At 35.6% G+C, this 24,154-nt stretch carries 30 protein-coding genes; 11 read left to right on the top strand and 19 right to left on the bottom strand.

What is annotated here, in order from left to right; translation table 11 throughout:
• Nucleotides 1-351 precede the first annotated feature (351 nt).
• From CKW03_RS07205 to CKW03_RS07190, 4 genes are all read right to left on the bottom strand, one after another.
• Entirely contained in the window at nucleotides 352-741 is a 390-nt protein-coding gene (locus CKW03_RS07205) for a hypothetical protein (RefSeq protein WP_093095381.1), read from the bottom strand.
• A gap of 154 nt (nucleotides 742-895) precedes the next feature.
• Complete coding sequence (locus CKW03_RS07200) at nucleotides 896-1,288, bottom strand: VOC family protein (protein WP_236736436.1); 393 nt, start codon at nucleotides 1,286-1,288, stop codon at nucleotides 896-898.
• 172 nt (nucleotides 1,289-1,460) lie between these two features.
• A complete protein-coding gene (locus tag CKW03_RS07195; RefSeq protein WP_093095379.1) occupies nucleotides 1,461-2,375 on the bottom strand; it encodes an SRPBCC domain-containing protein in 915 nt (304 codons plus the stop codon).
• 248 nt (nucleotides 2,376-2,623) lie between these two features.
• Nucleotides 2,624-3,460: an AraC family transcriptional regulator gene (locus CKW03_RS07190; protein WP_236736435.1), complete on the bottom strand. Its 837-nt coding sequence runs from the start codon at nucleotides 3,458-3,460 to the stop codon at nucleotides 2,624-2,626.
• 409 nt (nucleotides 3,461-3,869) lie between these two features.
• On the opposite strand from CKW03_RS07190, the gene CKW03_RS07185 reads away from it, so the two are divergent.
• The 4 genes from CKW03_RS07185 (at nucleotide 3,870) to CKW03_RS07170 (ending at nucleotide 5,996) form a co-directional block, all read left to right on the top strand.
• Nucleotides 3,870-4,301: a carboxymuconolactone decarboxylase family protein gene (locus CKW03_RS07185; protein WP_093095376.1), complete on the top strand. Its 432-nt coding sequence runs from the start codon at nucleotides 3,870-3,872 to the stop codon at nucleotides 4,299-4,301.
• A gap of 3 nt (nucleotides 4,302-4,304) precedes the next feature.
• Nucleotides 4,305-4,766 (top strand): LIC_13387 family protein, encoded by a 462-nt coding sequence (locus tag CKW03_RS07180; RefSeq protein ID WP_093095375.1) that lies wholly within the window; start codon nucleotides 4,305-4,307, stop codon nucleotides 4,764-4,766.
• A gap of 189 nt (nucleotides 4,767-4,955) precedes the next feature.
• Complete coding sequence (locus CKW03_RS07175) at nucleotides 4,956-5,414, top strand: CPBP family intramembrane glutamic endopeptidase (protein WP_093095374.1); 459 nt, start codon at nucleotides 4,956-4,958, stop codon at nucleotides 5,412-5,414.
• Nucleotides 5,415-5,483: 69 nt separating this feature from the next.
• Nucleotides 5,484-5,996: an AAA family ATPase gene (locus CKW03_RS07170; protein WP_093095372.1), complete on the top strand. Its 513-nt coding sequence runs from the start codon at nucleotides 5,484-5,486 to the stop codon at nucleotides 5,994-5,996.
• A gap of 58 nt (nucleotides 5,997-6,054) precedes the next feature.
• On the opposite strand, the gene CKW03_RS07165 is transcribed toward CKW03_RS07170, so the two are convergent.
• The 5 genes from CKW03_RS07165 to CKW03_RS07145 form a co-directional block, all read right to left on the bottom strand.
• Entirely contained in the window at nucleotides 6,055-7,494 is a 1,440-nt protein-coding gene (locus CKW03_RS07165) for a TlpA family protein disulfide reductase (RefSeq protein WP_093095371.1), read from the bottom strand.
• Nucleotides 7,495-7,623: 129 nt separating this feature from the next.
• Entirely contained in the window at nucleotides 7,624-8,673 is a 1,050-nt protein-coding gene (locus CKW03_RS07160) for an acyltransferase family protein (RefSeq protein ID WP_093095370.1), read from the bottom strand.
• 16 nt (nucleotides 8,674-8,689) lie between these two features.
• On the bottom strand, nucleotides 8,690-9,259 hold the full coding sequence (locus CKW03_RS07155; RefSeq protein ID WP_093095369.1) for an ankyrin repeat domain-containing protein: 570 nt from the start codon (nucleotides 9,257-9,259) through the stop codon (nucleotides 8,690-8,692).
• Between the two features lie 6 nt (nucleotides 9,260-9,265).
• Nucleotides 9,266-9,931: a hypothetical protein gene (locus CKW03_RS07150; RefSeq protein ID WP_093095367.1), complete on the bottom strand. Its 666-nt coding sequence runs from the start codon at nucleotides 9,929-9,931 to the stop codon at nucleotides 9,266-9,268.
• Nucleotides 9,932-9,933: 2 nt separating this feature from the next.
• Nucleotides 9,934-10,443 carry an RNA polymerase sigma factor gene (locus tag CKW03_RS07145; protein WP_093095366.1) on the bottom strand — a complete coding sequence of 170 codons (510 nt, stop codon included), beginning with the start codon at nucleotides 10,441-10,443 and terminating at the stop codon, nucleotides 9,934-9,936.
• Nucleotides 10,444-10,657: 214 nt separating this feature from the next.
• On the opposite strand from CKW03_RS07145, the gene CKW03_RS20895 reads away from it, so the two are divergent.
• The gene (locus tag CKW03_RS20895) at nucleotides 10,658-10,834 is read left to right on the top strand and encodes an NAD(P)H-binding protein (RefSeq protein ID WP_197700987.1); all 177 of its coding nucleotides are present in this window, start codon (nucleotides 10,658-10,660) and stop codon (nucleotides 10,832-10,834) included.
• A 16-nt stretch (nucleotides 10,835-10,850) separates the two neighbouring features.
• Here CKW03_RS20895 and CKW03_RS07140 read toward each other — a convergent pair whose 3' ends face one another.
• Nucleotides 10,851-11,591, bottom strand: a complete 741-nt coding sequence (locus CKW03_RS07140) for a hypothetical protein (RefSeq protein ID WP_093095365.1) — start codon at nucleotides 11,589-11,591, stop codon at nucleotides 10,851-10,853.
• Nucleotides 11,592-11,827: 236 nt separating this feature from the next.
• On the opposite strand from CKW03_RS07140, the gene CKW03_RS07135 reads away from it, so the two are divergent.
• Nucleotides 11,828-12,379, top strand: coding sequence for a hypothetical protein (locus tag CKW03_RS07135; protein WP_093095363.1), 552 nt, complete (start codon nucleotides 11,828-11,830; stop codon nucleotides 12,377-12,379).
• 28 nt (nucleotides 12,380-12,407) lie between these two features.
• Here the strand turns inward: CKW03_RS07135 and CKW03_RS07130 are convergent, their stop codons facing one another.
• Nucleotides 12,408-13,064 (bottom strand): hypothetical protein, encoded by a 657-nt coding sequence (locus CKW03_RS07130; protein WP_139185407.1) that lies wholly within the window; start codon nucleotides 13,062-13,064, stop codon nucleotides 12,408-12,410.
• Between the two features lie 150 nt (nucleotides 13,065-13,214).
• Here CKW03_RS07130 and CKW03_RS07125 point away from each other — a divergent pair, with 150 nt between their 5' ends.
• Nucleotides 13,215-13,694: an energy transducer TonB gene (locus CKW03_RS07125; protein ID WP_093095360.1), complete on the top strand. Its 480-nt coding sequence runs from the start codon at nucleotides 13,215-13,217 to the stop codon at nucleotides 13,692-13,694.
• Between the two features lie 21 nt (nucleotides 13,695-13,715).
• Here CKW03_RS07125 and CKW03_RS07120 read toward each other — a convergent pair whose 3' ends face one another.
• Both CKW03_RS07120 and CKW03_RS07115 read right to left on the bottom strand, forming a co-directional pair.
• The gene (locus CKW03_RS07120; RefSeq protein ID WP_093095359.1) at nucleotides 13,716-15,914 is read right to left on the bottom strand and encodes a TlpA family protein disulfide reductase; all 2,199 of its coding nucleotides are present in this window, start codon (nucleotides 15,912-15,914) and stop codon (nucleotides 13,716-13,718) included.
• 118 nt (nucleotides 15,915-16,032) lie between these two features.
• Nucleotides 16,033-16,557 carry a DinB family protein gene (locus CKW03_RS07115; protein WP_093095357.1) on the bottom strand — a complete coding sequence of 175 codons (525 nt, stop codon included), beginning with the start codon at nucleotides 16,555-16,557 and terminating at the stop codon, nucleotides 16,033-16,035.
• A gap of 208 nt (nucleotides 16,558-16,765) precedes the next feature.
• Between CKW03_RS07115 and CKW03_RS07110 the strand changes: the two genes are divergently transcribed.
• From CKW03_RS07110 to CKW03_RS07095, 4 genes are all read left to right on the top strand, one after another.
• The gene (locus tag CKW03_RS07110; RefSeq protein WP_093095355.1) at nucleotides 16,766-17,308 is read left to right on the top strand and encodes a GNAT family N-acetyltransferase; all 543 of its coding nucleotides are present in this window, start codon (nucleotides 16,766-16,768) and stop codon (nucleotides 17,306-17,308) included.
• Nucleotides 17,308-17,829, top strand: coding sequence for a hypothetical protein (locus CKW03_RS07105; protein WP_093095354.1), 522 nt, complete (start codon nucleotides 17,308-17,310; stop codon nucleotides 17,827-17,829). Before CKW03_RS07110 ends, CKW03_RS07105 begins: the two co-directional genes overlap by 1 nt.
• Nucleotides 17,830-17,918: 89 nt before the next feature.
• On the top strand, nucleotides 17,919-18,305 hold the full coding sequence (locus tag CKW03_RS07100; protein WP_093095351.1) for a hypothetical protein: 387 nt from the start codon (nucleotides 17,919-17,921) through the stop codon (nucleotides 18,303-18,305).
• Complete coding sequence (locus CKW03_RS07095; protein ID WP_093095349.1) at nucleotides 18,302-18,958, top strand: sigma-70 family RNA polymerase sigma factor; 657 nt, start codon at nucleotides 18,302-18,304, stop codon at nucleotides 18,956-18,958. The genes CKW03_RS07100 and CKW03_RS07095 overlap by 4 nt, the downstream gene beginning before the upstream one ends.
• A gap of 100 nt (nucleotides 18,959-19,058) precedes the next feature.
• On the opposite strand, the gene CKW03_RS07090 is transcribed toward CKW03_RS07095, so the two are convergent.
• The 6 genes from CKW03_RS07090 to CKW03_RS07065 form a co-directional block, all read right to left on the bottom strand.
• Nucleotides 19,059-19,487 (bottom strand): hypothetical protein, encoded by a 429-nt coding sequence (locus CKW03_RS07090; protein WP_093095347.1) that lies wholly within the window; start codon nucleotides 19,485-19,487, stop codon nucleotides 19,059-19,061.
• Nucleotides 19,488-19,670: 183 nt separating this feature from the next.
• Nucleotides 19,671-19,964, bottom strand: coding sequence for a hypothetical protein (locus CKW03_RS07085; protein WP_093095344.1), 294 nt, complete (start codon nucleotides 19,962-19,964; stop codon nucleotides 19,671-19,673).
• A gap of 7 nt (nucleotides 19,965-19,971) precedes the next feature.
• Nucleotides 19,972-20,592, bottom strand: a complete 621-nt coding sequence (locus tag CKW03_RS07080; protein WP_093095342.1) for a M17 family peptidase N-terminal domain-containing protein — start codon at nucleotides 20,590-20,592, stop codon at nucleotides 19,972-19,974.
• A 1,018-nt stretch (nucleotides 20,593-21,610) separates the two neighbouring features.
• Nucleotides 21,611-22,237 (bottom strand): response regulator, encoded by a 627-nt coding sequence (locus tag CKW03_RS07075; protein WP_093095340.1) that lies wholly within the window; start codon nucleotides 22,235-22,237, stop codon nucleotides 21,611-21,613.
• A 3-nt stretch (nucleotides 22,238-22,240) separates the two neighbouring features.
• Complete coding sequence (locus CKW03_RS20575) at nucleotides 22,241-22,642, bottom strand: sensor histidine kinase (RefSeq protein ID WP_139185406.1); 402 nt, start codon at nucleotides 22,640-22,642, stop codon at nucleotides 22,241-22,243.
• Nucleotides 22,643-22,702: 60 nt separating this feature from the next.
• Complete coding sequence (locus CKW03_RS07065; protein ID WP_093095335.1) at nucleotides 22,703-24,145, bottom strand: ATP-binding protein; 1,443 nt, start codon at nucleotides 24,143-24,145, stop codon at nucleotides 22,703-22,705.
• Nucleotides 24,146-24,154 lie beyond the last annotated feature (9 nt).

Raw genomic sequence — 24,154 nt, 5'->3', positions numbered from 1 at the left:
AACATAAAGTAAATGCTCATAATTGTTAGCAGCATAGTACGATATGAAGTTAGCAGGTTAGTAAAATTCAATAAAGAAAGGACTGTGGCGATTATAAATAGGTCCATAGAGACAACATGGAAAGCACCTCTTGCCATTATCCAATTTTCTACTTTTTTAGCTTCGGAGGCCTTTGGAGAAATTGATTGAATATCCTTATCTCCCCAATAAAAATGGAAAACCAAAGCGATCAAAACAATTATGTTTGCTATTACCAATCTTGAGTCCATTTCATTTCAATTCTTAAAACCATTAATAAATTTTGGATTTTTACGAGGTACAATTTTGAGGTCAAAACCTATACTGAAAAAATTAATCATCCCACCAACTTGGTTTCTTTCCATTTCTAGATCCTGAAATCCGAGTTCCATTGACAGGATAGCAATCAATTGTTTCTTTGTCATAAAATATTACATACATAGATCCATCTTTTAAAGAAACCAGATTAACAAATCCATCAGAGTCGGTCTTAATTGAACAGATCTGATCTGGAAAATCTATGGGTTTTCCATTTCCGAAAGGGTTCAGCTCCACCATGGCATCTTCCTCATTGATACGTTTAATCTTTATCTCAATGCTAAATCCTTCAAAAGGGAGATTAAAAATATCGCCGTCTAATTCACCTTCAAAGCCTTTAAAGGAACCATCAATCTGTACTTTGTCGACGGAAATATCTTTACTACAACTTATTAGAAAAGTCATAGTAAACATTAAACTTATTATTGCATTGTTAAATTTCATACCTTGTTCTATTAATATATTTACTGGTTACAATTCTTGGGGTATAAGGCAGTAACCAATTACATAACTGCATAATCTCTGTTGTTCTTTCAGGTTCGGAATCCATGTTAACTCATTATTGAGGTTCGGAATATTTCACGAAATCAATGCTGATACCATTCGGATCTTGAATGGCAAAGTGTCTGTCACCCCAGGGCTCATCTCTGATTTCAATTTCAATTTTGACTCCTTTATTCTTCAATTCATGGTAAACCTTATCAACATCTTCAACTTCAATGGTTAAGTACATACCCTTTCCTTGAAAAGGTTGGTGGAAAAGGGGTTTCTGACTAGGATGATTTGGCAATAAGAAACTGACTTCTGCTTCTTTATTGGGAGTATGCAATAAAATATAAAATTCATTTTCAAACGTTACACCGAAGTCTAGCGTCTGCATATAAAACTCCTTAGTCTCCTTTAGTTTTTCTGTAATAATACCTGCGTTTAATTTCATTTTAATTTCGCTCATTCTTTTGTGAGATGTCTGAGAAAATAGGCTTGATGTAAAGCAAAATGATAACATTATTAATGCGATATGTTTCATGGAAATGATTTATTTAGTTGGAATAAAGTTGTTTCAATTACTAATTTTCCCATAGTATAAAACGGACTATATCTAGGTTCTAATTATTTCGGCTCTATCAGCTGCCTTTTAATTGTTTAAGTTGAAGCACATGCCTTTGAATATGAAATAAACAGAAATTCAACCATTCAAAAACACTCATGTACCCGAAAGGAATCATTTCAGTATTTCCACATCTTTCCTCGAAGTCCATGGTCGATATAGATTCATTAATCTCTCCTTTTAAATTCAGTAATTTTGCGCAGTGCTCTATTGCATCGTATTGATTTACTGCTGGAATCAAGAATTCGGGCGATTGGTATTTGACGCCCATGTCAAGCATTAAGTCTCGAATTCGCTGTACATTTAGGTCATAAGGTACTTCAGAAGAGAAAAGGGCTTCAGTTAAAAATCCCTTTAACCCAGAATTGGCCATTAAGATATGCTCAACAATCTGAGCAGCTGTCCAAGAAATAGTTGATTCAATATTGTAATTGACACTGGGGATTTTAGCAATAACAGATTCAATTTCTTCAAAAATCTTATCGTTCAACGTCAGCAATTCCTGTTTTTCCGATAGGTGTTTAAGGATTTTATTGCTGTGTTTCCATAGCTCAACGGTTTCTTCGAAGTGCACTTTATCCCTAAAACCGACTTGTGTTAATGTAAGACAGCAACTATACAAATCTATTTCCATGATCCGGAAAGATATGTTGCAATATTCCTCTGGGATATCCTCTACTTTCCAAAAAGAACTCCAATAGGTAAACTGCAAAAACTTATTTTCCTCAATCTCTTGGACCAGACCTTTGTCTGTGTATTCAATCCCTTCCCAAACACCTTTGAATTGAATAGGGGAACCTGGCTGCCAAGTGCTGGTTAAAGTAGCGTCCCAGGACAATTCATAGAATTCTTTTGATAAAAGTTTATTCCAAACTGTTTCTTTTGATGCGTAAATGTTTACGCTCTGTGAATATTTAATTTCTTTATTCATATAAATTGATTAGTTCCATATTTACCGCTTTTCATATTGGGTAAAATTCCAGTTCTTAAAGAAAAATGTATTGTAAAAAAAGGACAAAAACACAGCTCAGGGATCTACCAGTGAAATACTACTGGAAATAGCTGGGAAAAAGAGATAAGCTTTAAAATACCATCCTTTAGGTTTTTAATGCTTCTAAAAAGAGATTAATGTTTAAAATAACCTTTAGGGTTCTAAAAATATTGTCCTTGTAATATGTATTAAATAAGATGGGAATTGTTATAATTTTCAAAAGCCTTTACAGGTGTGATGCCATAAAAATCCTTGAATTCTTTAATGAAATGGGATTGATCATAATAACCCGCGTCAAAAAACAATTTATTTTGTCTTAAGTTCTGCTTAGATGGGTTTGTATTTAGAAATTTTTGGAAGCGGACTACCTTACTAAAAGTTTTGGCGGTATCACCGATATAAAATTCAAACAGCCTTCGCAATTGTCTCGGACTGATTCCAGTATCCAAGTCTTTTTGCAAATTGACTGAACCGCAGTTTTTCAAGATCATTTCTATACCAGCATAAAGTCTATTATCAGTATTAAATTGAGCTTTAGCATAAAGTGAAAGCAAGTAATTGTCTAATAAGCCTCTGATCACATCTGAAGATTGAGATTCATCAAAACGGGTTGAAATAAAATCTGATAAGTGAGGTACAACAGATTTCAAATGTTCTATCTGATGACTAAGTTCCAGAGCATTAATTTTGAAAAACTGTGGGAACATTGTAGGTAAGAAACGAATACCAATATAACTAAAGGAAGTACTCAAGGGGAATTCAGAATACTTTTTGAAAAAGCCCATGACATAATTTTCTTTTGGATTATTTAGGTCAAAAATGACATCGATACAACTGTCGGTTACCACCCGATACGTAAAGGGCTCTGCAAGTGGCTGGCAGGTTTTAAGTTGCCAATAACAGTAAATAAATGGTTGCAACCTATAATCGGGAAGATATTCCATATAGGCAACTTGATTTGCTGATATTTTAACAGTCGGTTGTATAGGATTAAATAACCCCCTTATTTGCATATCGATATTCACAGGTATTTAAATATTAGTTCTCCAGATTATTAATTTACACCTCTATCGGAGAAAATTTTCAATTATTAAGCCGTCCTTTAACAATGTTGAACATATAAGTAATTAACGAGAATTTTATTTTATTATTGAGTTCTCAATAGCATTTTAGAAGTTCCCGTAGGACTGTGTTAACTATTGAAAATTAGCACACTAACTTTTAACTATATTGTAAAAATCGGACATTTGTATTAATAATTACTTTAGAGAATTACATTGTTTTTGTTTGTCCGATAATTACAATTTCTTAGATAAATACATCAGTAATTTTGGAAAACAAATGTGAGCGTTTGAGCTAAGGTTCAATCAGATGCATTGTGATTAAAAATTATTACAGACAATCACTATTACAATTCACTTAAAAGACTAAAAAATGAAACAGAGATATAACTTACCTGACACAGATTCTGAGGGGTTCAGCGAATTGCTGAAATTAGAATCTTTCATGGATAAGATAGAATGGCTTATTCCATACAGATACTTAATAAAAGTTAGGGCTTCTCTGCTTAATAAATGTGCATATTGCCTTAACATGCATAGCAAAGAAGCTTTGGAAAAAGGGGTGAGTTCTGAAAAATTAAACACGCTCAAAGATTGGAAACATAGCGTCATCTTTGATGAATTAGAAAAAACCATTCTGGAATTCACAGATCATTTTACTCTAGTCAGTCAGCATGAATTTGATGAAGAACTTTTTCAAAAAGGAAGGAAATATTTTGACAACAAGCAAATTGCACAACTTGTAATGGCTATTGGGATGATAAATTTGTGGAATAGAGTGGTTATTAGCTCAGGAATTGAATAGATTATGACAACTACTTTAAAAATTAAACTATTCAGAATCCTTTGGTCAATCGGCTCGGGCATATTATTGATTTCTGGTGTCATGCATGTATACGGAATTTTCTTTAGCGAAGATTTATCGCCTAACCAACCTTCATTGATAGATGGAATGAAGAACACTAGTATTCAAATGGATCCTACTGGAACGATTTGGAATCTGTGGATTGGGTTTCATGCTATGTTTGGAATTTGCTTGATATTCATGGCACTTTCTATTTTATATCTCTTGTTCAGATACCATGAGCTTTTTTCAAGACAACGTTTTCTACAAGTTCTGACGATTTTAACCATTGTATCATTTGTATGGATAGGATATAGATATCTAATTCAAGATTTCTTAATTGGCATGTCAATTCCTTTTTTATTATTTATTACAGGCTTTTTTCTAACAAGTCGTTGGAAAATAAACAAACCACTGACTGATTGATCCTAGTAAATTGCTGACCAAATTATTTGGTCTTTCGGTCCGGATGTGGGAAAAATTTAAAATAGCGATAGATTTTTCCGAGACTCTCAGCTCTACCTCTCCTACTCCATGTGAATAAAATTTATTTCTTTATAGCTCTTTTAAAAACACTTTTGTTTATTATTGTTACCTATACAGCAATAGTCATCAATGTTCAATTTAAAACCAATCCCAAGTCAGCAAAACTTAAAATACTTCTTCTGGTTTTTAATTTTAAAACTCATGGTTGGAGCCATAACAAGTGGAATTGCTTATCTAATCGATCCTTCATCACTCCATAATCCAGCAGACAATTATGGAATATTATTTAGAATATCTCTGTTATTAATATTTGCTCCAATATTTGAAACTTTGATCAATCAGTTTCTTGTCATTGAAATATTAAGAAAGATAAAGATCCCCCCAGGCCTAATCATCTCTTTTTCCGCAATCCTTTTTGGTCTATCACACCATTACCACATTTTTTATATGATAGCTACAACTATCAGTGGAATTATTTACGCGTTATATTATTTAAAATTAAGGCCTCAAGGGATATTAAATGCTATTTTAGGAGTAGCGGGATTACACTTCTTTACAAACCTTGTGGCATTGCTAAGCGACCTATAAAGATTATCTTTAAAGTATATTATTACAGATAAATTCCTATTTACACTCGAAAAATCCTTTACCCTGGCCATGAAAATAGCGATAATCGGAAGTCACCAAGTTGGCAAAACCAGCTTAGCGGAGGAGCTTTTGGAGCATCTTCCAGATTATAGTTTGAACATAGAGCCTTATTATCAATTGGAGGCAGCAGGATTTGAGTTTTCAGGAACCCCAAATGCAGAGGATTTTGTAGAGCAGTTTAATTTCTCATCAAAATTGATTTTGCAGCCTGCAGACAATGTGATCTTTGACCGTTGCGCGTTGGATATCATGGCATACCTCAATGTGCTAGATCCCAATGGTGACATCCAATCTTATTATAAATCGGCACAAACGATCATGTCGGAAATCGACTTATTGGTATTTGTTCCAATAGAAGATCCAGATCGGATAGCAGAACATCTAATAACCTTTCCAAAACTTAGGGGTCAGGTCGATGAGGTACTGCATAATTGGGTTGATGATTTTGGAACAGAAGTCATAGAAGTCCATGGCAGCTTATCGGATCGCGTGGATCAGGTACTCCGTAGAATTAACTCGTAGAAACTTAATCAGCAATGTCTGTTAAGACTTATTTATTGATCGCTAAGAATCAGAACTATTATAGGGCTGATTCTATCCAACTATCAATGGTCTTGTACAGGTCTTGAGGAGTTGTTTCAGAATGCTTTATTTCACCGTTCCTATCGATCAACATATAATGTGGAATTGCTTCGATGTTATTTCTATCGTTAATAAATTTTTGCTGGGCTTTTGTAATATAGAAATGTTCACCAGTCAATTTTTCGGTAAAGTTATGCCATAGATTAAGGTCAGAGGTTTCATCGGTGAGATACAAGAAAACAACATCTTTATTGTTTTTATATTTTTCCTTAAGGGGTTTTAAGGTTTCAAAAGCTGATATGCATGGCCCACACCATGTAGCCCAAAAATCAACTAAAACTACCTTTCCCTTATATTTAGCGATGATATCCTGGAATACATCTTCTTTTTCAGCTAGAAATGGTAAGTAGTGGATATTCGCAGCAACAGCTTGAGATGAATTGAGTTCATTTTGGCGGAGCAGGCTGGTCTTGTAAATATTATTATTGAAATAATTTAGGACATCAAACTGCTGGGTAGCTGTTAAACTATTACCTGAAGCCATCTTTTCTAAATAGGCCATTGCAATCAGATGTTGATAGAATTCCTTTTCATCTGCACCCAAGTTGTTTTTAAATATACGTTTGAGGTAATCCTGATATTTAGTTGGACCTATTTTCAACAAATCAGGGAGATTAAGGGCTGAATCTCGAAGTATCTCTCGGTAAACGAGATTTGACATTGGAAGGTCCATGTCCAATAAGGCTGCTTTATCTTGAAGAACAGCTTGATAAAATTCATATCTCTTCTCCGGATTAGTATCTGATAGCATTTCCTTTTTTAAACCAAATGCAAATAAAATATCGGTAATTTCAATTATCCCATATCCTATTTCCCGAATATTGGTGTTTTCTGTAGAGGAATTTAAATGGGCCTGCTTCTTTTCGGTTCTTTCATTCAAATAATCCCTTAATTCATTCACGTTTTTTACATCAAAGGATTTGCGGGTCCAGGTATCGATGTTACTTTGGTTAAAAAAATAGTTCTTGAGTAAATCCGCGTACTGATCAGAATTCTGAAATATGTTTGTATAATCTCCTGAATAATTAATGACAAAATTATCATCCTTATCAAAGACAAATTCTATAGTATCGTTTCTATTGGGTTCAATAAAGGAGGAATAATATTTATTGGTTAAGATGAAGTAATAACTAGTCAGGTAGGGATTGAAGAATTTGGCAAAATAAGTTGAATCATTGAGCTTTTCAAGCTTTAAGAGCCTCTCCCCCGTGAGGGCATCTCCTTTACCAAAGGATTGTAGGTCGAAATCTTTTGGATAATTCCCCTTTAATTGAAATTGAATGCTGCTGAATCCGACTTGGTCCTTTTTTTGGGCAATGGCTTGAATTGTTGGTAGGAAAAATAAACAAAGAATAAATGCAAGGAACAAAGGACGCATAGATAAAAAAGTTAGTGGTTTTCAAAAGCTTAATTACCTTAATTTAGCGAAATAAAATGAAAAGTTTACGCAGTGGTAAATAGAATTACTATCAAAGCAGCATTTGGAGGAAGATATTGAAGGACCTCATTATCTATTCAACCCAAATAAAGGCCTGATAAACCTCACTTTTTTGATGATTAAAAATAAGCCAAAGCTTCCCAATACAGTCCCAATAACCACAATTATAAATTTAATCCAAGCATTCATCTCCAAGGGGAATATCCAATAAGAAATGGAGTATAATACGATCATATGTACGATATAAACCGGATAAACAGCCTCACATAACATCTTCAATGCTTTGCTGTTATGGTTAAAGTATTTATATCCAAAGGCGAATACGGTAAAAATCCAAAGATTGGATTCGATCACTAATAGCAGTGTATGAACTTTCATCTGGGGAGCAAAAAATCTGTTCATAAAAAGTACGACTGCGAGAGCTAATAACCAATACCTCCATTTCAGCAGCATATCCCAAAATACTGATCCTGACATCACAAAACAAAAGCCGAAAAAGAAAGAAATCAAGCCCATAAAGAACCCGTGCCAAGTCATTGCGTAGAGTTCGAAAATTGCAGGTTTAGTGCATAAGGCTTCAATCATAAATATCCCGATTACAGCTAATAGACCTAAGGGGCTGCTCAAGGTTCTTTTTATGGTTTGGACAATCTTCCCATCTGCATTTTTCTTCAGGTAATTGAAAATCGGAAATAGCAGGATAACATAAAGGAATATATTTCCTAGAAACCATAGGTGACCTGGATTGGGTAAATAAGTAGGTTTCAAAGAATAGTAAGACTGCAAAATAAAGATATGGATGGGCACAATGACCACAGACCCAAAGATAAAAGGTATGAAAATCCTTCGTCCTCGTTCCATAAAAAGCTGTTTCCACGTTCTGTTCTGCAAGGCAAAATAAACGCCCATCCCAGACACAAAAAACAGCAATGGAATCCTCCAAATATTAATGATGGCCATGACGGACCATAATGCTGGCAATGAAGTGTCATTTGTGATGAAACCAATCATGGTTCCCCAGCCTTGAAAGCCTATCGCGGTATGATAAATCAATAACAGACCGATAGCAATTACCCTCAAGGCATCAATATCATACCTTCTGATTCTGACGTTAGACATATTGAAATCGTAGAATTTATTTGAGTAATGAGGCTATCTGCGGTCTCGTCTTTTCTATATAGCCCATGTCCAATTTAAGGCCAGCAGGTTCCAACAATGCTCCGAATCCTTTATAGACTTCCTTCACTTCACTGAAAGGCCCTGAAACAGCCTGTAAAGCCGTCTGATCATAATTGTTCTTTATAGATTTATCTGCTCCCTTTGCTAGTAAGAGTTTTACGATTTCAGGTCTACAAAAAAATGCTGCAGTAAGTAATGGCGTAGAACCATCCTTGTTTTGGGCATTGATGTCCGCTTTGGCATCGATCAGCATCTTTGCCATTTCTGTTTTTCCAAATACCGCAGCCGTGATCAAAGGGCAGGATCCATTCATGGGTTCCTTTTCATTCAGGCTTTTTCCAGTCTGAATATATTGCTTGAAAGCATCCATATTGTCGGTAATGATGGCGGTATGGATATCGACCTTAGGCTTTTTTGATGATTTGGAATTATTCTGTCCATTACAAGCCGTTGTTAAGAATAAGCTGAAAAGAAATAGGGTCATTAACCCTAAGGTTCTAAAGGGGATTGAGTTAGTTTTCATCATTAAATATTATTGATTTTCAGATTTAAATGTTTCGATTTCTTTATAGAATTCTAAGGCCTTTCCTACAGATTTGCCTCCTGAACCGGCAATCAAAGTTTTGTACCATTTTTTGTCAAGGTTTTCGACCTTCTGGTTTTTATAGAGCCAATAAGCCAAATAGCTTAAACTGCTCGTGAGGAATAGCTGAAAGAGGATATAAGTCCAGCCTACCTGTGAAGGAAACCAGCTGTTGCTCAGATTTAAGGTGCTCCAAAAAGGCAACTGTAAGACCATGATTTTTGTATGTTTTACAATGGACAATTGCAATTTGGAAAGGTTCTGCTGAATTTCAGTAACACTGCCATCATAGTTGATGTTATTGGTCCAAACCAAATGTTTAATATAGTCATAGAGGCCTCGGAGATTGATTAGAAATATTGCCGATAATGATATCAAAAAATAGATGGGGCTGCTGGAATAATTCAAAAAGGCATAAACCAAAATATATCCAAGAATCAAAAGGTATAGGACAAATGACACAATACCGGCGGTTTTGAGCTTGATTAGTGACTTTAAAGTATTTTGCGCCTTTTGATTAATGGTCTCGACCAAAAGCTTTCTATTGATAGATAAGGATTGCTCAATCTTCTCGTTTTGAACTTTCCACATATTGATAAGTTCTATATCTTCCATTTTTACCCTCTATTATACTGTTCAAATTTTTGCTTCAATATTTTCTTAATCCTGCTGATTTTTGTTGCCACATTGGTCTCAGAAATTCCGACGATCTCAGCAATTTCCTTATAGCTCTTTTCATCCAGATATAACAGCATCAACGCCCTTTCCAATTCCCTAAGTTCCTGAATAAACTTTTGCAATAAACTGATCTCCTCTTCCCTGCCATCTTCACTTTGATCTTCAAAAAATAGGATGCTATCAGTAATAGGACCATTAACTTCTTTTCGTCTAGATTCCCTTCGAAAGGATGAAATAGACACATTCAACGCAATCTTGTAGATCCATGTAGAATAGGCAAACCGTTCATTATAATTATCAAAGGACTTCCAAAGCTGAACGATTATTTCCTGTACCAAATCCTTCCTGTCCTCAGCATCCTTGCAATAGGAATTAGCGACCTTATAGATGATCCCTTTGTTGGCTTGAACAACAGCAAGAAACTGATCAGACTTATATGTTGAATTCATTTTTAATTTGCGCAGTTAATACTGATTGAAATCTCTGTCCTTGTTTTCTGAATTATTCGCTTGGCCAGCAATAAAATCACAAGGAAAAGGATCTTTTTTTAATTGGATTGCTAAATAAATTTAGAATAATCTAGCCGGTGAATTAATAAATAACTCAATTCACTCTGATCTGTCAATCAATCATGGGTGCCGGGAAAAGTTATAGAAATATGTGATGTTTGGTTTCTTGCTCAAAAAAGTATTACCAGATCAAAACCTCCAGGAGAAATACATTCAGGAAAGCAATCTGGAATACACAATCATTCGACCAAGTGCATTAACAGCCGGCCTATCAGCAATTACTGTCTCTTCGGTAGCAATATATTCTATAATAACAGAGAATCGCTTCTGAAAGCACAATCAGTAGCTTATTTCGTAGTAATGATTGCTACTCCATTTTTCGCTCTATCGCCATAAAGAGAGTCTGCCTTATTTTGATTGAGGATCTCGAATGATTTTATCTTTTTTGGATTGCTTCTTTCAAAGCGGGTATAGTCTTCTTCTTTTCCATTCACGATTAACAAGGGAACATCTATTCTGTTAATTTGGTCCTGCTTTTTTTCCCAAGCATCCCAACCGCTAGGTCCAATCTTCAATTGGTATCGATGGCTCGTTTTCAATTGATATTCACCGTCTGATAAAGTCATCAGAAAACTCTCTTTAGCTTGCCTCTTGTCTACTACGGTTTCAATCCCTTCAAGGTATTTATGGAAACTTTCTAATTCTGCCTCAGACATTCCAGGTTCGTAACTTGAAATCTTATGTTTTTGACCAGCAGTTTGATAAGTGATTTCAAAAGGGAAATAGCCTGTTTTCTCCTTACTATTTGACTGAATATTGAGGAGCTTGGTCTTATCGATAAACTTGAGAAACTTTGTTTTTTCCTTATTAGATAAAGCCAATTTATGGTAGGTTCCACTTGTACTATCCATCCTACCTAGATTAGGGCGGATCTGCTGCCATAGAAAAAGTGAGTCATTGGAATACTCCAATTCAGCGATCCTCAGAAATTCTAAATCGGCAGATTTTACTTGTCCAAGGCTAAATAAAGGGCTTATTAAGGAGGCAAGGATAATGCAGATTTTATGTAGGAATGGGAATACTTTCATCTTGTCCGGTTTAATGAAGGATTGGCAATCTGTTTTTCACCAAGGTTAATAGCATGGTTAGCATAAATTTATTAAATATTTTTGAACAAACACGCTAATAACCAGAAACATAAGAATAAACCTTTATAATCTGGAAAAGTTTAAAGATTATGGTCGCATATTTCCTTTGTGCAAAAACACAAAAAGAAGCATCATAATATTGAAATCAATTAGAAATTGGACACTAATACTCCTTTATGAAAAAATTACAGATGTTATTTTTATTGCTTACAATTTCATGTACTGGAAATGTTAAACAAGAAAAGGAAATAAAAAATTCGGATACGGCAGTAGTACAGAAACAACCTGTTAATAATAAAGTTCCGCAGCGTTTAATATTAGGTGGTCCTGTAGAAAATTATATTGCCTCCCTTTCTAAATCCATTAAAGATCCCAAGTATTCACAAAACTTCGATTCCATTGAGGTTTACCACAGGAATTTGTTTATCGGTAAAAAGACCTTCTTGGCTCCTGACAGCACAAAAATCTTGGTAATTGTGGATTATCCCATCATCGGCATGATTAAATGGAAGGAGTCAAATCCAACACAAAAAAGCATTAAGGAAAAAGCGGCCAATAGATCTTATAAATACGGCATATTGAAAAAATCAAAGCTGTATCAATTGGATTTTGCTATCCCTAATCTAAGCTTCACCGATGATTGCTGTACAATAAAATATGCTAACGGTATCTTGACGGAAGGGATTAATAAAACTAAAACTATATATACCGAAGTAACAACAGAATGATCATTAAAGAACCCTTTCCTAGAATGAACTAAGTGGATACATCTGATAGCAGATTTTCATTTTTATACCTAAATGATCGATATATTTCCTTTCTCTTCTTTTCTATATATCGTTTTGACTTTCTACTGTATAGAATAGTGCTTATCTGCATCGGAAAACCTTTTTTCTGCATCATAAAAACCCTGATATACGAATATTTATGGTCTAAAACAGAGGGTTCTGGCAGTTTGATAACATACTCCAATGCAAAATCTGTATTAAAAAGCCTTTCAGCCTCAGTCTTCTCATAAATCTTAACTGACTTCTTGTAAGTAGTCGAGTCATAATCAGGATAAGCTATTTTTAAATCTGTTTTCACCTTATTGATTAATGGGTCTGGATCTAATATGGAACTCCGATCATAATAGCTGCTGTTTTCATTATGGTAGGACAAATAAATTACGATCTCCATATAAATACGGCATTCCTGTTGAGCGATTTCTAATCTGTTGATTTGACAAGTCAGAACTTTTTTGAGAATAGGATTTTCGTTATAGCAATCGGTAGAACCGTTTAAAATCACATATTTTGGTAATTTGAATTCAAGACCCAATGAATCTAAAAACTCTTCTTGCGAAAATCCTTGTCCCTGAGCATTGCAGATATTAAAAAACATAAGAATCCCAAGAAAAAAAGTCAGCTTCATAATTGTTAGAGTTAATATTTTGGACTATCGTTTTTTTGATAATCCTTTTTATTAGGATTATTTATTGAGAGATTTTCCATAAAACTTTAAATGGAATTCGATAACTTAACGTATTGAACCAATCAAAAAGATTGCAACATCTAACCAAATATGAACCATATAAATAAATCCATTGCTCTCCTTTTTTTGTCCCTATCCACTGTCACTCCTTTATTCGGACAATCTTGGATTGAAAGATCAATTAGGTTGGGGAAGGAAAGTTTGACGATTAGGCAATATATAGAGGACCCAAAATTAGCCAATTGGTTTCAGCCAGTTGATGAGAATGCGATTCCAACAATTGGTATTGAAGAATTTACCAAAAGATTAGGTAAAACCTACATCTTCCCAGAGGAAGCCATATTTCAAAAAGTTAAAGGCTTTGTAGAAGTTAGATTTTATGTAGATAAAAATGGAAAGGTCTTGAACTACTTCTTAGTTCAAGACCTCGGCTATGAAACAGGTTCACGACTTGTTAAGTTTTTTAAAGATAATGAATCCTGGATTCCTGCAACTTACAAGGGTAAAAATGTAGGCGTATGGATTAACTTTGTTCTTTTTCTAAATTTCCGTGATCTCACTATCACTTAAATTTTTAAAACAATATCCTTTTTATAGGCTTACAAATTCCTCCACTAAACTTTTCCAATCTTGATCAAACGCAATTAGAATCATTTTTCCTTCAGGACTAATCAGCACCTTTGTTGGATAGCCTTCAATCTTGTAATCACTCTGAACTTTTCCATCTGATATCAATACAGGAAAGCTGTATTTATTCTTACTGATAAAGTTTTTAAGATCAGCCTCTTGATCATAACAAGAGATCGTCAAGATCTTTAATTTATCCTCCATAAAGGCATATTTCTTTTCATAGAGCGAATTAAATTCTGGAAGCTCAGCAACACATGGACCACACCAGGTTCCCCAGAAGTCGATAAAGGTCCATTTGCCGGCAAAATGAGAAGGTGCAACTTCCTTTCCCCCCAAATCTTTCAGCAAAAATGCCGGTGCATTTTCAAGTTTTGGGAAAACATCAGCTTTCAAGAAATTTGAAAATCCAGCTTTATCATAGTTCTCATGATAAAATTGCTTCAACATGGCGAAACTCTTTGCCGGAGCTTTGGTAAATTCAGAAATATACTCTTTTAGAACAGTATCCTTTCCAGAACGCTTACTTAATTCGGCAAGATAATCCTCGGAATAGTCTTTCTTAGAGCCCGTAAAAAAGTTGTCGTAGTAGCTTTGATACTCATAATCAACATTCCCTTTTGGCGATAAATCATACGCGTTTTTCAAGTACTTCCATCCCAATTCTGAATCCTTATTCTTTAACGCTTCAAACATCGAAAAATTAACAAAAGCTAGATGAGCCTTATTGATAAGTCCTTTATCTTTAGCTTTATCTTCAGCAAGAAAAGCCAACCTTTTTTCGAGTTTCTTGTAATCCTCAAGATCAGTTCTGCCATTGGTAAATTGTTTTTGAGTCAACAAAATAATATATCTCCCAGCATTCCCATCCTTCCATTCAGCATCATCCATTGCGAACAATTCATCGATACCCTTTTGGATCGCTTGATTATCTGATGATTCCTTATAAGTTGCCCAGACTTTCATAGGACGAATAAAACGCTTCTCACGATCAGTAAGTTTCGTGAAAATGGCGTCCATGCGGTCCATTTCATTTTGGGTGTTTGATTTGATTCCTTGTGATAAGCCCGATTGTAAAAAATCATAAAGTCTATCGTCTGAAAGCAAAGTCGTAGTTTCCAGGAAATCTTCCATGTTCAATTCGTCAATCCCAACCTTATTAGAGAGGTGATAGGTATTGGCTAGGATTTTTGAAGGAACTTGCATGAGCAATTGATTATAACTATCGTAATCCTCCATAGTCTGGTAGGTGGGTAATATTATTTTTAAATAATTAGGATCAGAACCAAATTCCTTTCCATAATCACTGATGTATTGTGCAAATTTTACACTATCAACATCCTGATTGTTTTTGAAATACCTACTTCTATAACTACCTTTCAGAAGCATATTACTAAATTGGAGATCAAGCTTTTCTACTTTCGCCCCTTCATCTCTAGTAACTTCAGTTATTTGCCTACTGTTAAAAGTTTTCCCCTCAGAAGTAGATGACCCTTCAATTTTTAATGTTTTTTCTATTATATATTTTGATTTAGGATCAAATCTGATTTCAGAAGTAATCAGACTGTCTTTGCTATTTGTTCTTTCAACTAACCAAGACCTCCTATTTCTTTCCTTTATTTTATAAATTTGGTTTCCCAATTGAAATTCAGACTGCTTTAATTGTTCCGGTTTTACATTAGCAAAGTCATTGAAGTAGACATTGTGAAAAAGGTTATTATATTCATTATTGATTAAAAAAACTTCATCTTTCGTCAAGACTAAATTAAATTCATCTATAATTTTCCTCAACTTTTGATTGAATGCCGCAGTATCTTGGACAAGAATATTATCCTTAGTATTTAATGGGTAATTTATATAGGAAATTATGAAGTTTCTATAATTGGATGAAATGCCCAACTCATCACTTAGTTTGTCGGTTTTAAAAGTGGAGAAATTTACCGATTGATCCTTTAGATCAATTTCCTCTATTCCATCCAAACTCAATTCCAATTGTTTTTGTTTATTCGCATTTCTTGATTCATGAACAGAAACGTACAATGTCATTTGCGTAGAACTATCATCATTGACATTCGTCTGTACAATCTTATAATGGACGGGAAATTTTTGCGCAAAAGCCAACTGGGCAAATAGGACAAAAAAGAAAATGGCAATATTCTTCATGGTATAATAATTAGTTAACTAAAAATAACTCCTAAAGAGCATATTTCCAAAACATTAACCTTTTATTAACTATTGAAGAATATTGCCAATTGATTTACCAGAATTAGGTTAGTTCTAATTAATATGCAATACTATTATCCACATCATATTTCATTCCGGGATAATCCAAAATTCTACGCATCAAAGCCATCTGTCCGCACAAATAGTCTTCTCGACCTATGCACATGCCTATAAAGTTTAATTTATCCTCTTTAATAAAAGGCACCTGCATACCCATTTCAAATACCTCTGCCAAGGTTGCATCATCGTCATTCAACAGGGCTTGGTAAACTTGAGGTGAAATCTTGTGGAAATTATCAAGCAACTGCTTTAAGGTTGGATATTCCTTCTTTTCATCCAATGTCTTCCCCATATAAAATAAATCTTGATACGGATCTTCTTCTTTTATACCTAAAATATTGCCCATACTATAGCGAACATTCACATAATTTCCAGCCATCCAAACCAAATGGTTAGTCCTATTTTCAATTCTCTTCAGTGCGTCTTTTTCTGAAATACCGTCCAGAACATTGATAAAGGTCTGCGTATGCATTCTATAAGCAGGAATAATGACATTCAATTGTGCTGATTTTGCTGTGTCCATGATAATTAATTTATTAGTGTCTATCAAAGTTAGTCCATCTTGAAAAAGAAACACTTGTCCTATGGCAAGTATTAACCCTCGATATATTTCGTTGATATTGAATAAAATAAAATCTAACTTTGAATCCGCTCTCAAACAAGGATTAAAAACATAACGATTAAACCAGCACGAGTTTGAGGACAAAGGAACCAGTTAAACAGATACCAAAATGAAATTAATTGTCGATGAAAATATTGCACTGGAAAGAACTTCCACTGCTTATGTTTCAGAGTTGTTTCAGATTATACAATCCAATAGATCCTTTCTATCCGAGTTTCTCCCATGGGTGGAAGTTATGGTCAAGGAGCAAGATTTTAAAGCCTATATCCTCAATGCCATAATTAAAAACGAGGAAAATTATGAACATAGTTTTACCATTCTTTATCAAAGTGCGGCGGTTGGTCGAATTGGTTTACATCATATCAACCATCCGAATAAGGTTGCTGCCATTGGTTATTGGATCGATAAAGATCAAAATGGAAAAGGGATTGTAATCAAATCCTGCAAAAGATTGATTGCCTATGCTTTTGAAGATCTAAATTTAAATAGAATTGAAATCAAAGCCGCGGTCGAAAACCTTAAAAGTCAAGCCATCCCTCAAAAGCTAAACTTTCAGAAAGAAGGAGTATTGCGTGAAGCAGAATTTGTAAACCAAAAATATTTGGACCTTACTTTATATTCTTTATTGAAAAAAGAATACCAAGGAGAATAATGGAAAGCCTAGAACTCAGCACCTACATCATAAAGGACAAGAAATATAAGATTCGCGATATCAATCATATAGATACCAGCCAATTTATATCGCTGGATGATAGCGCCCTATTAGATCCAGATAAAATGGACCGTCACTATATTGATGGTGTACTGCTTATGAAATTCAACGGAGAAACGATTATGGATTTCACCTTTTGGGACGATATTGAAGATCTATGGCATTACTTTATCAATTCCTTTGAGGAATTGACCATACAGGATGAAAGCAGTTTTTCATTTCCAAGCCAGCCCCTGCCGGTTTCCATAAAAATTATTAAGGACAGAGTTCAGTTGGTTATTGGAAATAAATCGATCAATATGAAGGCAGAACAATTTATTGATGCCATGCTCCAAGAAGCCATTAAATTCTTTACAGCAATTATGTCGATATTTCCCAGGCAGGAAGCTGAATATCATCAAACAATCCTACGGATATATAAAATTAAACTGAGCTTAGAAGACAGATTTAAGTCCCACTGAAGGGGTTTTTAATTTTTTTCAAATTCCTTGTAACCTTTCCAGATGTCATTTACCCTAAATAAATACAAACGAATTAAAAAGGTAAAAACATGGAAAATACAATCAAAAATCAGTCACTGAATTCAACATTCAATTTATTGAAATATGTCTTTGTCGTTGTTCCAATTGTGGCAGGTGCTGACAAATTCACTAACTTACTTACAAATTGGGAACAGTATGTCAATCCATCGATTGCTGATCTTCTTCCCGTTTCAGCAGGGGTTTTTATGATGGTTGTAGGGATAATTGAAATTGTAGCTGGTTTAATCGTATTTAAGAAACCGGAAATTGGGGGTTATATCGTAGCAGCATGGCTAACACTGATCGCCCTTTCCTTATTAGTCGGATTTAATTATGTGGATGTAGCAGTGCGGGATTTGGTGATGGCGATTGCTGCATTATCAATGGCTAGATTAGCAAAAATTGTCGGACAATGATAAAAGAACAATTTGAGCAATTAACAGAGGTTGAAATCATCGATCGGATTTTGAATGGTGAGAAACCGCTTTATGAAATTATCGTAAGGCGGTTTAATTCCTACCTCTATAAAATCGGACGATCGTACAACTACAACCATGAAGATACCCAAGACCTGATGCAGGACACCTACATTGATGCGTTTAAATGCTTGACCCAATTTAAGCATGGCTCAAGTTTCAAGACCTGGATCATCAGGATCATGCTCAACAACTGCTATAGGAAGAAAATGAAGTTCAGTTTCAAAAAAGAAACTGTCAATGAGATTATCAACGAAAATGTAATGCCTATGTTCAACAACTCAAACAACGATGTGCAAAAAGAGATCTTCAGCCACGAATTGGGGAAAATTATCGAAGCTTCGCTCTTGAGAATTCCTGAAGAGTATAGGATGGTTTTCTCCTTGCGAGAAATCAATGGTTTGAATGTTGCTGAAACCTCTTCCCTGCTTGACATCAGCGAAGCAAACGTAAAGGTGCGTTTAAATCGGGCAAAAGCGATGTTGAGGACTGAAATCGAAAAAACTTATTCCCCTGAAGAACTATTTGAATTTAATCTCTGCTATTGCAATCCTTTTACAGAAAGAGTCATGAAGAAAATCCATGAATTATAGTGCAGTTTTTTTATATATCCATATCTATTATTTGAAAAAATGCGAAGTGAAAACTTCGCATTTTTTGTCTTAATAGGGAAAAATTAAGAGCTAAAGTCTTTTACTGTTTTGTTCCTTCAAAACTGTACATCTCTTCCCCTTCAGCTGTTACCTTGGTCACAAAAGACAGTGCCTTGTTGGATGTGGTATACACCAAAACCCCTTGTGGTTCAGACGCTTCAGTCAGCACCCCTCTTCCTGAATTATTGTACACTTGTACCTCCTTCACTGGAAGATTCAGCCCTGTGTTTTTTGCAGTAATCTTCACCTTATTGTTGCTTACCTTGGTAATTTCTACCAATTCATTAAATTTTTTCTCTCCACCGACAATATCAATGGTTCCTTTGAAGGTTCCTACCACCTCATCAATGCTTCCTGAATCTTGCTCAGGATTGTTTTCATCCTTTGAACAGCTAGCAAACAAAAAGCTCATGCCCACAAGCAAAAAGCAAATGGCAAAAAATGATTTTAATTTATTATCTCTTTTCATATTGAATTATTAAATCTTCTGGTAAAGAAAGTTTTGATTGAATAAATCAAAATTACCCCCTAAAGAAACCTAATCCAATACCCGAAAACTGGTAATATAAAACCCCTGCTTTTAGTTAAAAAGACATAATGCGTCGGCTTGCGACCTCCAGGAACTAAACCAAAAATCTCTTAAATTCATATCCTAACCTTTATCATCAACAATTTTTTCATAGCTCCTCTCCCCTTTTTCATTGATCATGACCAAACCAGAGCTTCCTTCATTGTTAAGGAAGAAATAACTGCTGTTTCCTTTTGGATGGGTGAATTTGATATGGGTCCCTTTGCTGTCCAGCTCCAACACTGCAGATGGGAATTCAGGATTCGGATTTTGAAGTTTAATGGAAGGAAAGCCATTTTCAATTGAAATGATCAATCGAGAGTTACATTCTGCATCTGTGATATGCAATTCTTCGGCTTTAATTATTTTCTTGGACATATTTGATCTATTGATAGTGGTTCATTAACTTTTGAAAGTTTTCCCTGAATTTGTCTGCCTTTGCATCAAAACCTGTATACCCAGCATCAAACACCCATTTCTTGATCGATGGAGCTTTCACCAAACCAAGCTGATGGTACTCTTCCTGTCTATCGATTCGTTCCTTGAGTGAGGCAAGCATCTGCAAGGAAAAATCAGCATTCGGCTCAATCCCTGTATCTAAAACACTCGGAGCAATAGCTACACTATCTAGGTGAAGTTGATAGGCTAGCTTAGCCGCTACACTCACCGCATCGGCACTGGTTTGTCCAGACCAATCCTCCGGTCTCCCCAAACCAATAATGAGCAATCTTTCAGCTTTGATCTTCCCAAGATTCTGGTCAATCAATAAAGTATCCAAGTAATTTCCGGAAAAAGCTTTCTGATCCCTTAATGAAAAAAGCAATCCGCCCATTGCAGCATTTAGATGCAAAAGACCGCCAACAGGTTGCTTTTGGTTTATCTCATGAGTAAATAAACAGGCACAGCTTAAAGCTACCTCAGCCATGGAGGCATCCCAAGTTACTAATTCTATTTCTACAGATTTGTAGCTGCCGATTGGGCTTCTTTGAACAGATGGATTTGACATAATACTTAAATCGAAAAGAAATTTTAATAATTTTGTGATTAAATTTTATAATCAAAACGTTGGGTTTTCAAAAATGTTTTATAGAAAAATAATTATTGCAAGTTCTTCAAACTAAGTTCATAACCATGAACTCATCCTAACCATTTTTGTATTGGCGTACAGTTCTTCAACCACGTTAACAACCATGGGGTCATCCTGACGCAGGAAAAATTTGAGCTAAATTTATCGGAAGGTGATGACAGCATGTTGGCAATGAAAATCAATTAGATCTTTTGTTTTTTAAATATAAAACCCCTTTTGGGGTTCCATTATTTTAGCAGACATGGCACGATAGCTTGGAAGTCGCGCTAAACCGATGTTCGATTAATCGAACATCGGTTTAGCATTAGCCCTATATTGTTTACCATCCATGCTAAAATAATTCATCCCCCGCTGGGGATGTATGGCGGATAAAAAATATTCTTCTGGAAAGGAAATATAGGTCTAAATACCTAGAAACACAGATTTAACAAACGTGTCATTGGTACGCAGGAAGGATCTCGGAACAATACAAACCATTTTTGTACTGGCGTACAATCCTTCAAACCACGTTAACAACTATGGGGTCATCCTGACGCAGGAAGGATCTCGGAATTAAACAAACTATTTTTGTATTAGCGTACAGGTCTTCAAACCACGTTAACAACCATAGGGTCATCCTGACGCAGGAAGGATCTCGGAACAATACAAACTATTTTTGTATTAGCGTACAGGTCCTAAATCTTCGATTTAGGATGACAAAATGTAGTGGGCATTTACGTACAGATTCTTCACTAATCGTTCAGAATTGGATATACCTGAGAGGGATTCAGAGTGCAGCGAAGAATCTATTTTTTATTTTTTTAAGGATTGCAGTTCATCCCGAATCGTAAGATGAGAGAACTATTTTTTATTGTTTTATTGTCGTAATGGAGATTCGTAGCAAAATATTTCACCCCTTCTAGGGGGTTTCAACCATTCAACCTAATTACCATTATTCTCATTCATCCAATCCCAAATCCTTAATCTTTTGCAGCAGATTGACCGTCTTATTCACATTGAATTTTTGCATTAGATTTCTACGATGCGTATCTACCGTAAATGGACTGACAAACATGATTTCAGCGATCTGAACTGAACTCAAGCCCTCAGAAAGATATTTTATCACCTCCCTTTCCCGTCGGGTAATTGGCGGGAATTCCTCCGCTAAGTTGACCTTCGAGCTACCCAAACTTTTTTGTGCATTCTGATCCAGATAAACTCCACCCTCATGGATATGGTTAATGGCTTTTACAATTTCATCCATCGCAGCACTTTTGAGCAAATACCCTGAAGCCCCAGCGTTCAGCATCCTAAGGATAACATTCCTATCATCCAAATTACTTAAAGCCAAAACTTGCAGATCAGGATGGACTTCCTTGAACTCCGTGCACAGGTCAACTCCATTCCCATCTGGCAATTGAATGTCCAACAAGAGCACATCAACTTCAACCTTTGAGATTAAATTCCGCAACTCACTAGCACTGGAAGTAGAGGCAACAATTTCAATAGTATCGTGTGTGGCAAGATAACTAGTCAATCCTTGGGTAATCAAAGGATGATCATCACAAATAACGGTTCTAATCATAATTTACAATTGACATTCAATAATAATATGCGTTCCTTCAGCAGGTTGGGAATCGATCTTCAATATCCCCCCAATAGATTTTACTCGGGATTCTAGATTATCCAATCCCATGTTTCTCTCTATACTGTCAGGCATAAAGCCCTTCCCATTATCTTCCACTTCAATCATGAGGTAAGCATTTTCTACGGAACATTGCAGCAATATTTTTTTTGCATCAGCATGCCGAACGGCATTGGTAATAAGTTCTTGCACAATTCTATAAATAGATAATTGAAGGTTCTTATCTTTTATTTCCTCCAATCCCTGCCCATAATAGGATATTGGAGTACTGCCGGATTGCATGGACCGACAGAAATGTCGGATTGCTTCATCCAGCCCATTCCTCTTCAGGACTGACGGTTCCAAATTTTGTGCTGTATGCCGTAAATCGACGATAACAGTTTCCAGTTCATTGACTACAATGGGCTAATCCTTTTGTTCAGAATCCCTAGCAATCCGTTCCACATTCATCTTTAGCCCTGTAACTCTACCCAATAGGCCATCATGAAGTTCTCTAGCCAGACGCTTTCGCTCCTGTTCCTCCCCATCGACCAAGGCCTTAGCCACATCAATTTCACGTTGTTGTTTGAGAAGAAGGGTATCCTTCATATTCCGCCTTTTCCGGACGTTCCATGCATACCAAATCCAGAGCCCAAAAATACTGGTCAATAGCAGCCCTCCGATCAGGATAGCCCTGTTCAATAAATTGCGATTTTCGAGAAGTACGATCTCTTGCTCCTTTTCCTTTGTCCTATACCGAGTCTCCAGCTCAGCCATTTGCTTTTTGAAGTCCAATGAACTCAGACTATCACTCATCTGTTTATGCTTGCGGATTAGTTGGTATGCAGCCCCCATATTACCCAATTTCGCCTCCATTTCCGCAAGATCACTCATCAAACCTAATCGGTTCTTGGTCATCACTGTCCCTCTTGGATCTTTTAATAACTCTTCAAGTTCAATCTTTGCCGCCTGATAATTTTCGATCAAATTATATACAACAACCTTTTCATACTTTAAATAATAGAAATCCCAATACGAGTTATATTCCTTTGCCCATTCCAGCCCTTTCTCAATACTCCTTAATGCCTCTTTGTAATTTTTCTTATGGATCTGTGACCTCGCTTTATTCTTATAATATACAGCGGCAAACTTCTTATCCTCCAACTTATTCAGCAAGCTCTCGGCCTTACTCAAAACCCTATCTCCTTTTTCTATTTCCTTCATCGAATAGAACAAATCAAACATATTGAGATAGGCAAATAATAGGTTTGCTGATTCTTGTTCAGGGGTTCGGACCAATGAAACTGCCTTTTCAAAATAATCTAAAGCTTTCTGATATTCTTTATTGTTATAAAATACCAATCCTACATCCGTAAAATAACTCAATAGCAGATCGTTATCCCCTGATTTTATGGCAAATGGAATACTATAGGTCAATGTGATATCCAAAAATGACTTATCATTATCAGCCTGTTGCTCCAGCGACCCGTAATTATGCCACAATCTTGCCCGATAACCATAGGCAGTAGGCCGGTCTATTTTCTTTAGGAATTCTTCCGCCTCTAGGTAGAGCTTTTGACTTCTTGGATTGTCATACCCATAGTATATTCCAGCTTCATAAAAAAGATAGATTCCTTGCAAGAAGTCCTTCCCTTCGATCAAAGGCTGTGCTTGTCTTAAGGTTTCAAAGGCTTTTGCTGTATCCCGATAGGACCAATAGTCCGAAAGTTTGACCAAGGCATTAAATTTCTCTTCTTTGGTTTTAGCTTGGTTGAGTTTCGATTCTAGAGCTGGAAGTTCCTGTCCACTGGCCATAATATGGAGTAGCAGCAGAAATATGGCGACAATATAGGCTCGAACGACAGGCATAAGTATGCA

Source organism: Sphingobacterium mizutaii (genome assembly GCF_900187125.1).
Taxonomy (GTDB): Bacteria; Bacteroidota; Bacteroidia; order Sphingobacteriales; family Sphingobacteriaceae; genus Sphingobacterium; species Sphingobacterium mizutaii.
This window is presented reverse-complemented; position numbering and strand designations above follow the sequence as displayed.

What these genes read in the sequence shown, in the direction of transcription:
- CKW03_RS07205 (WP_093095381.1), bottom strand. Translation starts at nt 741, where the DNA reads ATGACTTTTCTAATAAGTTGTAGTAAAGATATTTCCGTCGACAAAGTA.
- CKW03_RS07200 (WP_236736436.1), bottom strand. Translation starts at nt 1,288, where the DNA reads ATGAGCGAAATTAAAATGAAATTAAACGCAGGTATTATTACAGAAAAA.
- CKW03_RS07195 (WP_093095379.1), bottom strand. Translation starts at nt 2,375, where the DNA reads ATGAATAAAGAAATTAAATATTCACAGAGCGTAAACATTTACGCATCA.
- CKW03_RS07185 (WP_093095376.1), top strand. Translation starts at nt 3,870, where the DNA reads ATGAAACAGAGATATAACTTACCTGACACAGATTCTGAGGGGTTCAGC.
- CKW03_RS07180 (WP_093095375.1), top strand. Translation starts at nt 4,305, where the DNA reads ATGACAACTACTTTAAAAATTAAACTATTCAGAATCCTTTGGTCAATC.
- CKW03_RS07175 (WP_093095374.1), top strand. Translation starts at nt 4,956, where the DNA reads ATGTTCAATTTAAAACCAATCCCAAGTCAGCAAAACTTAAAATACTTC.
- CKW03_RS07170 (WP_093095372.1), top strand. Translation starts at nt 5,484, where the DNA reads ATGAAAATAGCGATAATCGGAAGTCACCAAGTTGGCAAAACCAGCTTA.
- CKW03_RS07165 (WP_093095371.1), bottom strand. Translation starts at nt 7,494, where the DNA reads ATGCGTCCTTTGTTCCTTGCATTTATTCTTTGTTTATTTTTCCTACCA.
- CKW03_RS07160 (WP_093095370.1), bottom strand. Translation starts at nt 8,673, where the DNA reads ATGTCTAACGTCAGAATCAGAAGGTATGATATTGATGCCTTGAGGGTA.
- CKW03_RS07155 (WP_093095369.1), bottom strand. Translation starts at nt 9,259, where the DNA reads ATGATGAAAACTAACTCAATCCCCTTTAGAACCTTAGGGTTAATGACC.
- CKW03_RS07150 (WP_093095367.1), bottom strand. Translation starts at nt 9,931, where the DNA reads ATGGAAGATATAGAACTTATCAATATGTGGAAAGTTCAAAACGAGAAG.
- CKW03_RS07145 (WP_093095366.1), bottom strand. Translation starts at nt 10,443, where the DNA reads ATGAATTCAACATATAAGTCTGATCAGTTTCTTGCTGTTGTTCAAGCC.
- CKW03_RS20895 (WP_197700987.1), top strand. Translation starts at nt 10,658, where the DNA reads ATGTTTGGTTTCTTGCTCAAAAAAGTATTACCAGATCAAAACCTCCAG.
- CKW03_RS07140 (WP_093095365.1), bottom strand. Translation starts at nt 11,591, where the DNA reads ATGAAAGTATTCCCATTCCTACATAAAATCTGCATTATCCTTGCCTCC.
- CKW03_RS07135 (WP_093095363.1), top strand. Translation starts at nt 11,828, where the DNA reads ATGAAAAAATTACAGATGTTATTTTTATTGCTTACAATTTCATGTACT.
- CKW03_RS07130 (WP_139185407.1), bottom strand. Translation starts at nt 13,064, where the DNA reads ATGAAGCTGACTTTTTTTCTTGGGATTCTTATGTTTTTTAATATCTGC.
- CKW03_RS07125 (WP_093095360.1), top strand. Translation starts at nt 13,215, where the DNA reads ATGAACCATATAAATAAATCCATTGCTCTCCTTTTTTTGTCCCTATCC.
- CKW03_RS07120 (WP_093095359.1), bottom strand. Translation starts at nt 15,914, where the DNA reads ATGAAGAATATTGCCATTTTCTTTTTTGTCCTATTTGCCCAGTTGGCT.
- CKW03_RS07115 (WP_093095357.1), bottom strand. Translation starts at nt 16,557, where the DNA reads ATGGACACAGCAAAATCAGCACAATTGAATGTCATTATTCCTGCTTAT.
- CKW03_RS07110 (WP_093095355.1), top strand. Translation starts at nt 16,766, where the DNA reads ATGAAATTAATTGTCGATGAAAATATTGCACTGGAAAGAACTTCCACT.
- CKW03_RS07105 (WP_093095354.1), top strand. Translation starts at nt 17,308, where the DNA reads ATGGAAAGCCTAGAACTCAGCACCTACATCATAAAGGACAAGAAATAT.
- CKW03_RS07100 (WP_093095351.1), top strand. Translation starts at nt 17,919, where the DNA reads ATGGAAAATACAATCAAAAATCAGTCACTGAATTCAACATTCAATTTA.
- CKW03_RS07095 (WP_093095349.1), top strand. Translation starts at nt 18,302, where the DNA reads ATGATAAAAGAACAATTTGAGCAATTAACAGAGGTTGAAATCATCGAT.
- CKW03_RS07090 (WP_093095347.1), bottom strand. Translation starts at nt 19,487, where the DNA reads ATGAAAAGAGATAATAAATTAAAATCATTTTTTGCCATTTGCTTTTTG.
- CKW03_RS07085 (WP_093095344.1), bottom strand. Translation starts at nt 19,964, where the DNA reads ATGTCCAAGAAAATAATTAAAGCCGAAGAATTGCATATCACAGATGCA.
- CKW03_RS07080 (WP_093095342.1), bottom strand. Translation starts at nt 20,592, where the DNA reads ATGTCAAATCCATCTGTTCAAAGAAGCCCAATCGGCAGCTACAAATCT.
- CKW03_RS07075 (WP_093095340.1), bottom strand. Translation starts at nt 22,237, where the DNA reads ATGATTAGAACCGTTATTTGTGATGATCATCCTTTGATTACCCAAGGA.
- CKW03_RS07065 (WP_093095335.1), bottom strand. Translation starts at nt 24,145, where the DNA reads ATGCCTGTCGTTCGAGCCTATATTGTCGCCATATTTCTGCTGCTACTC.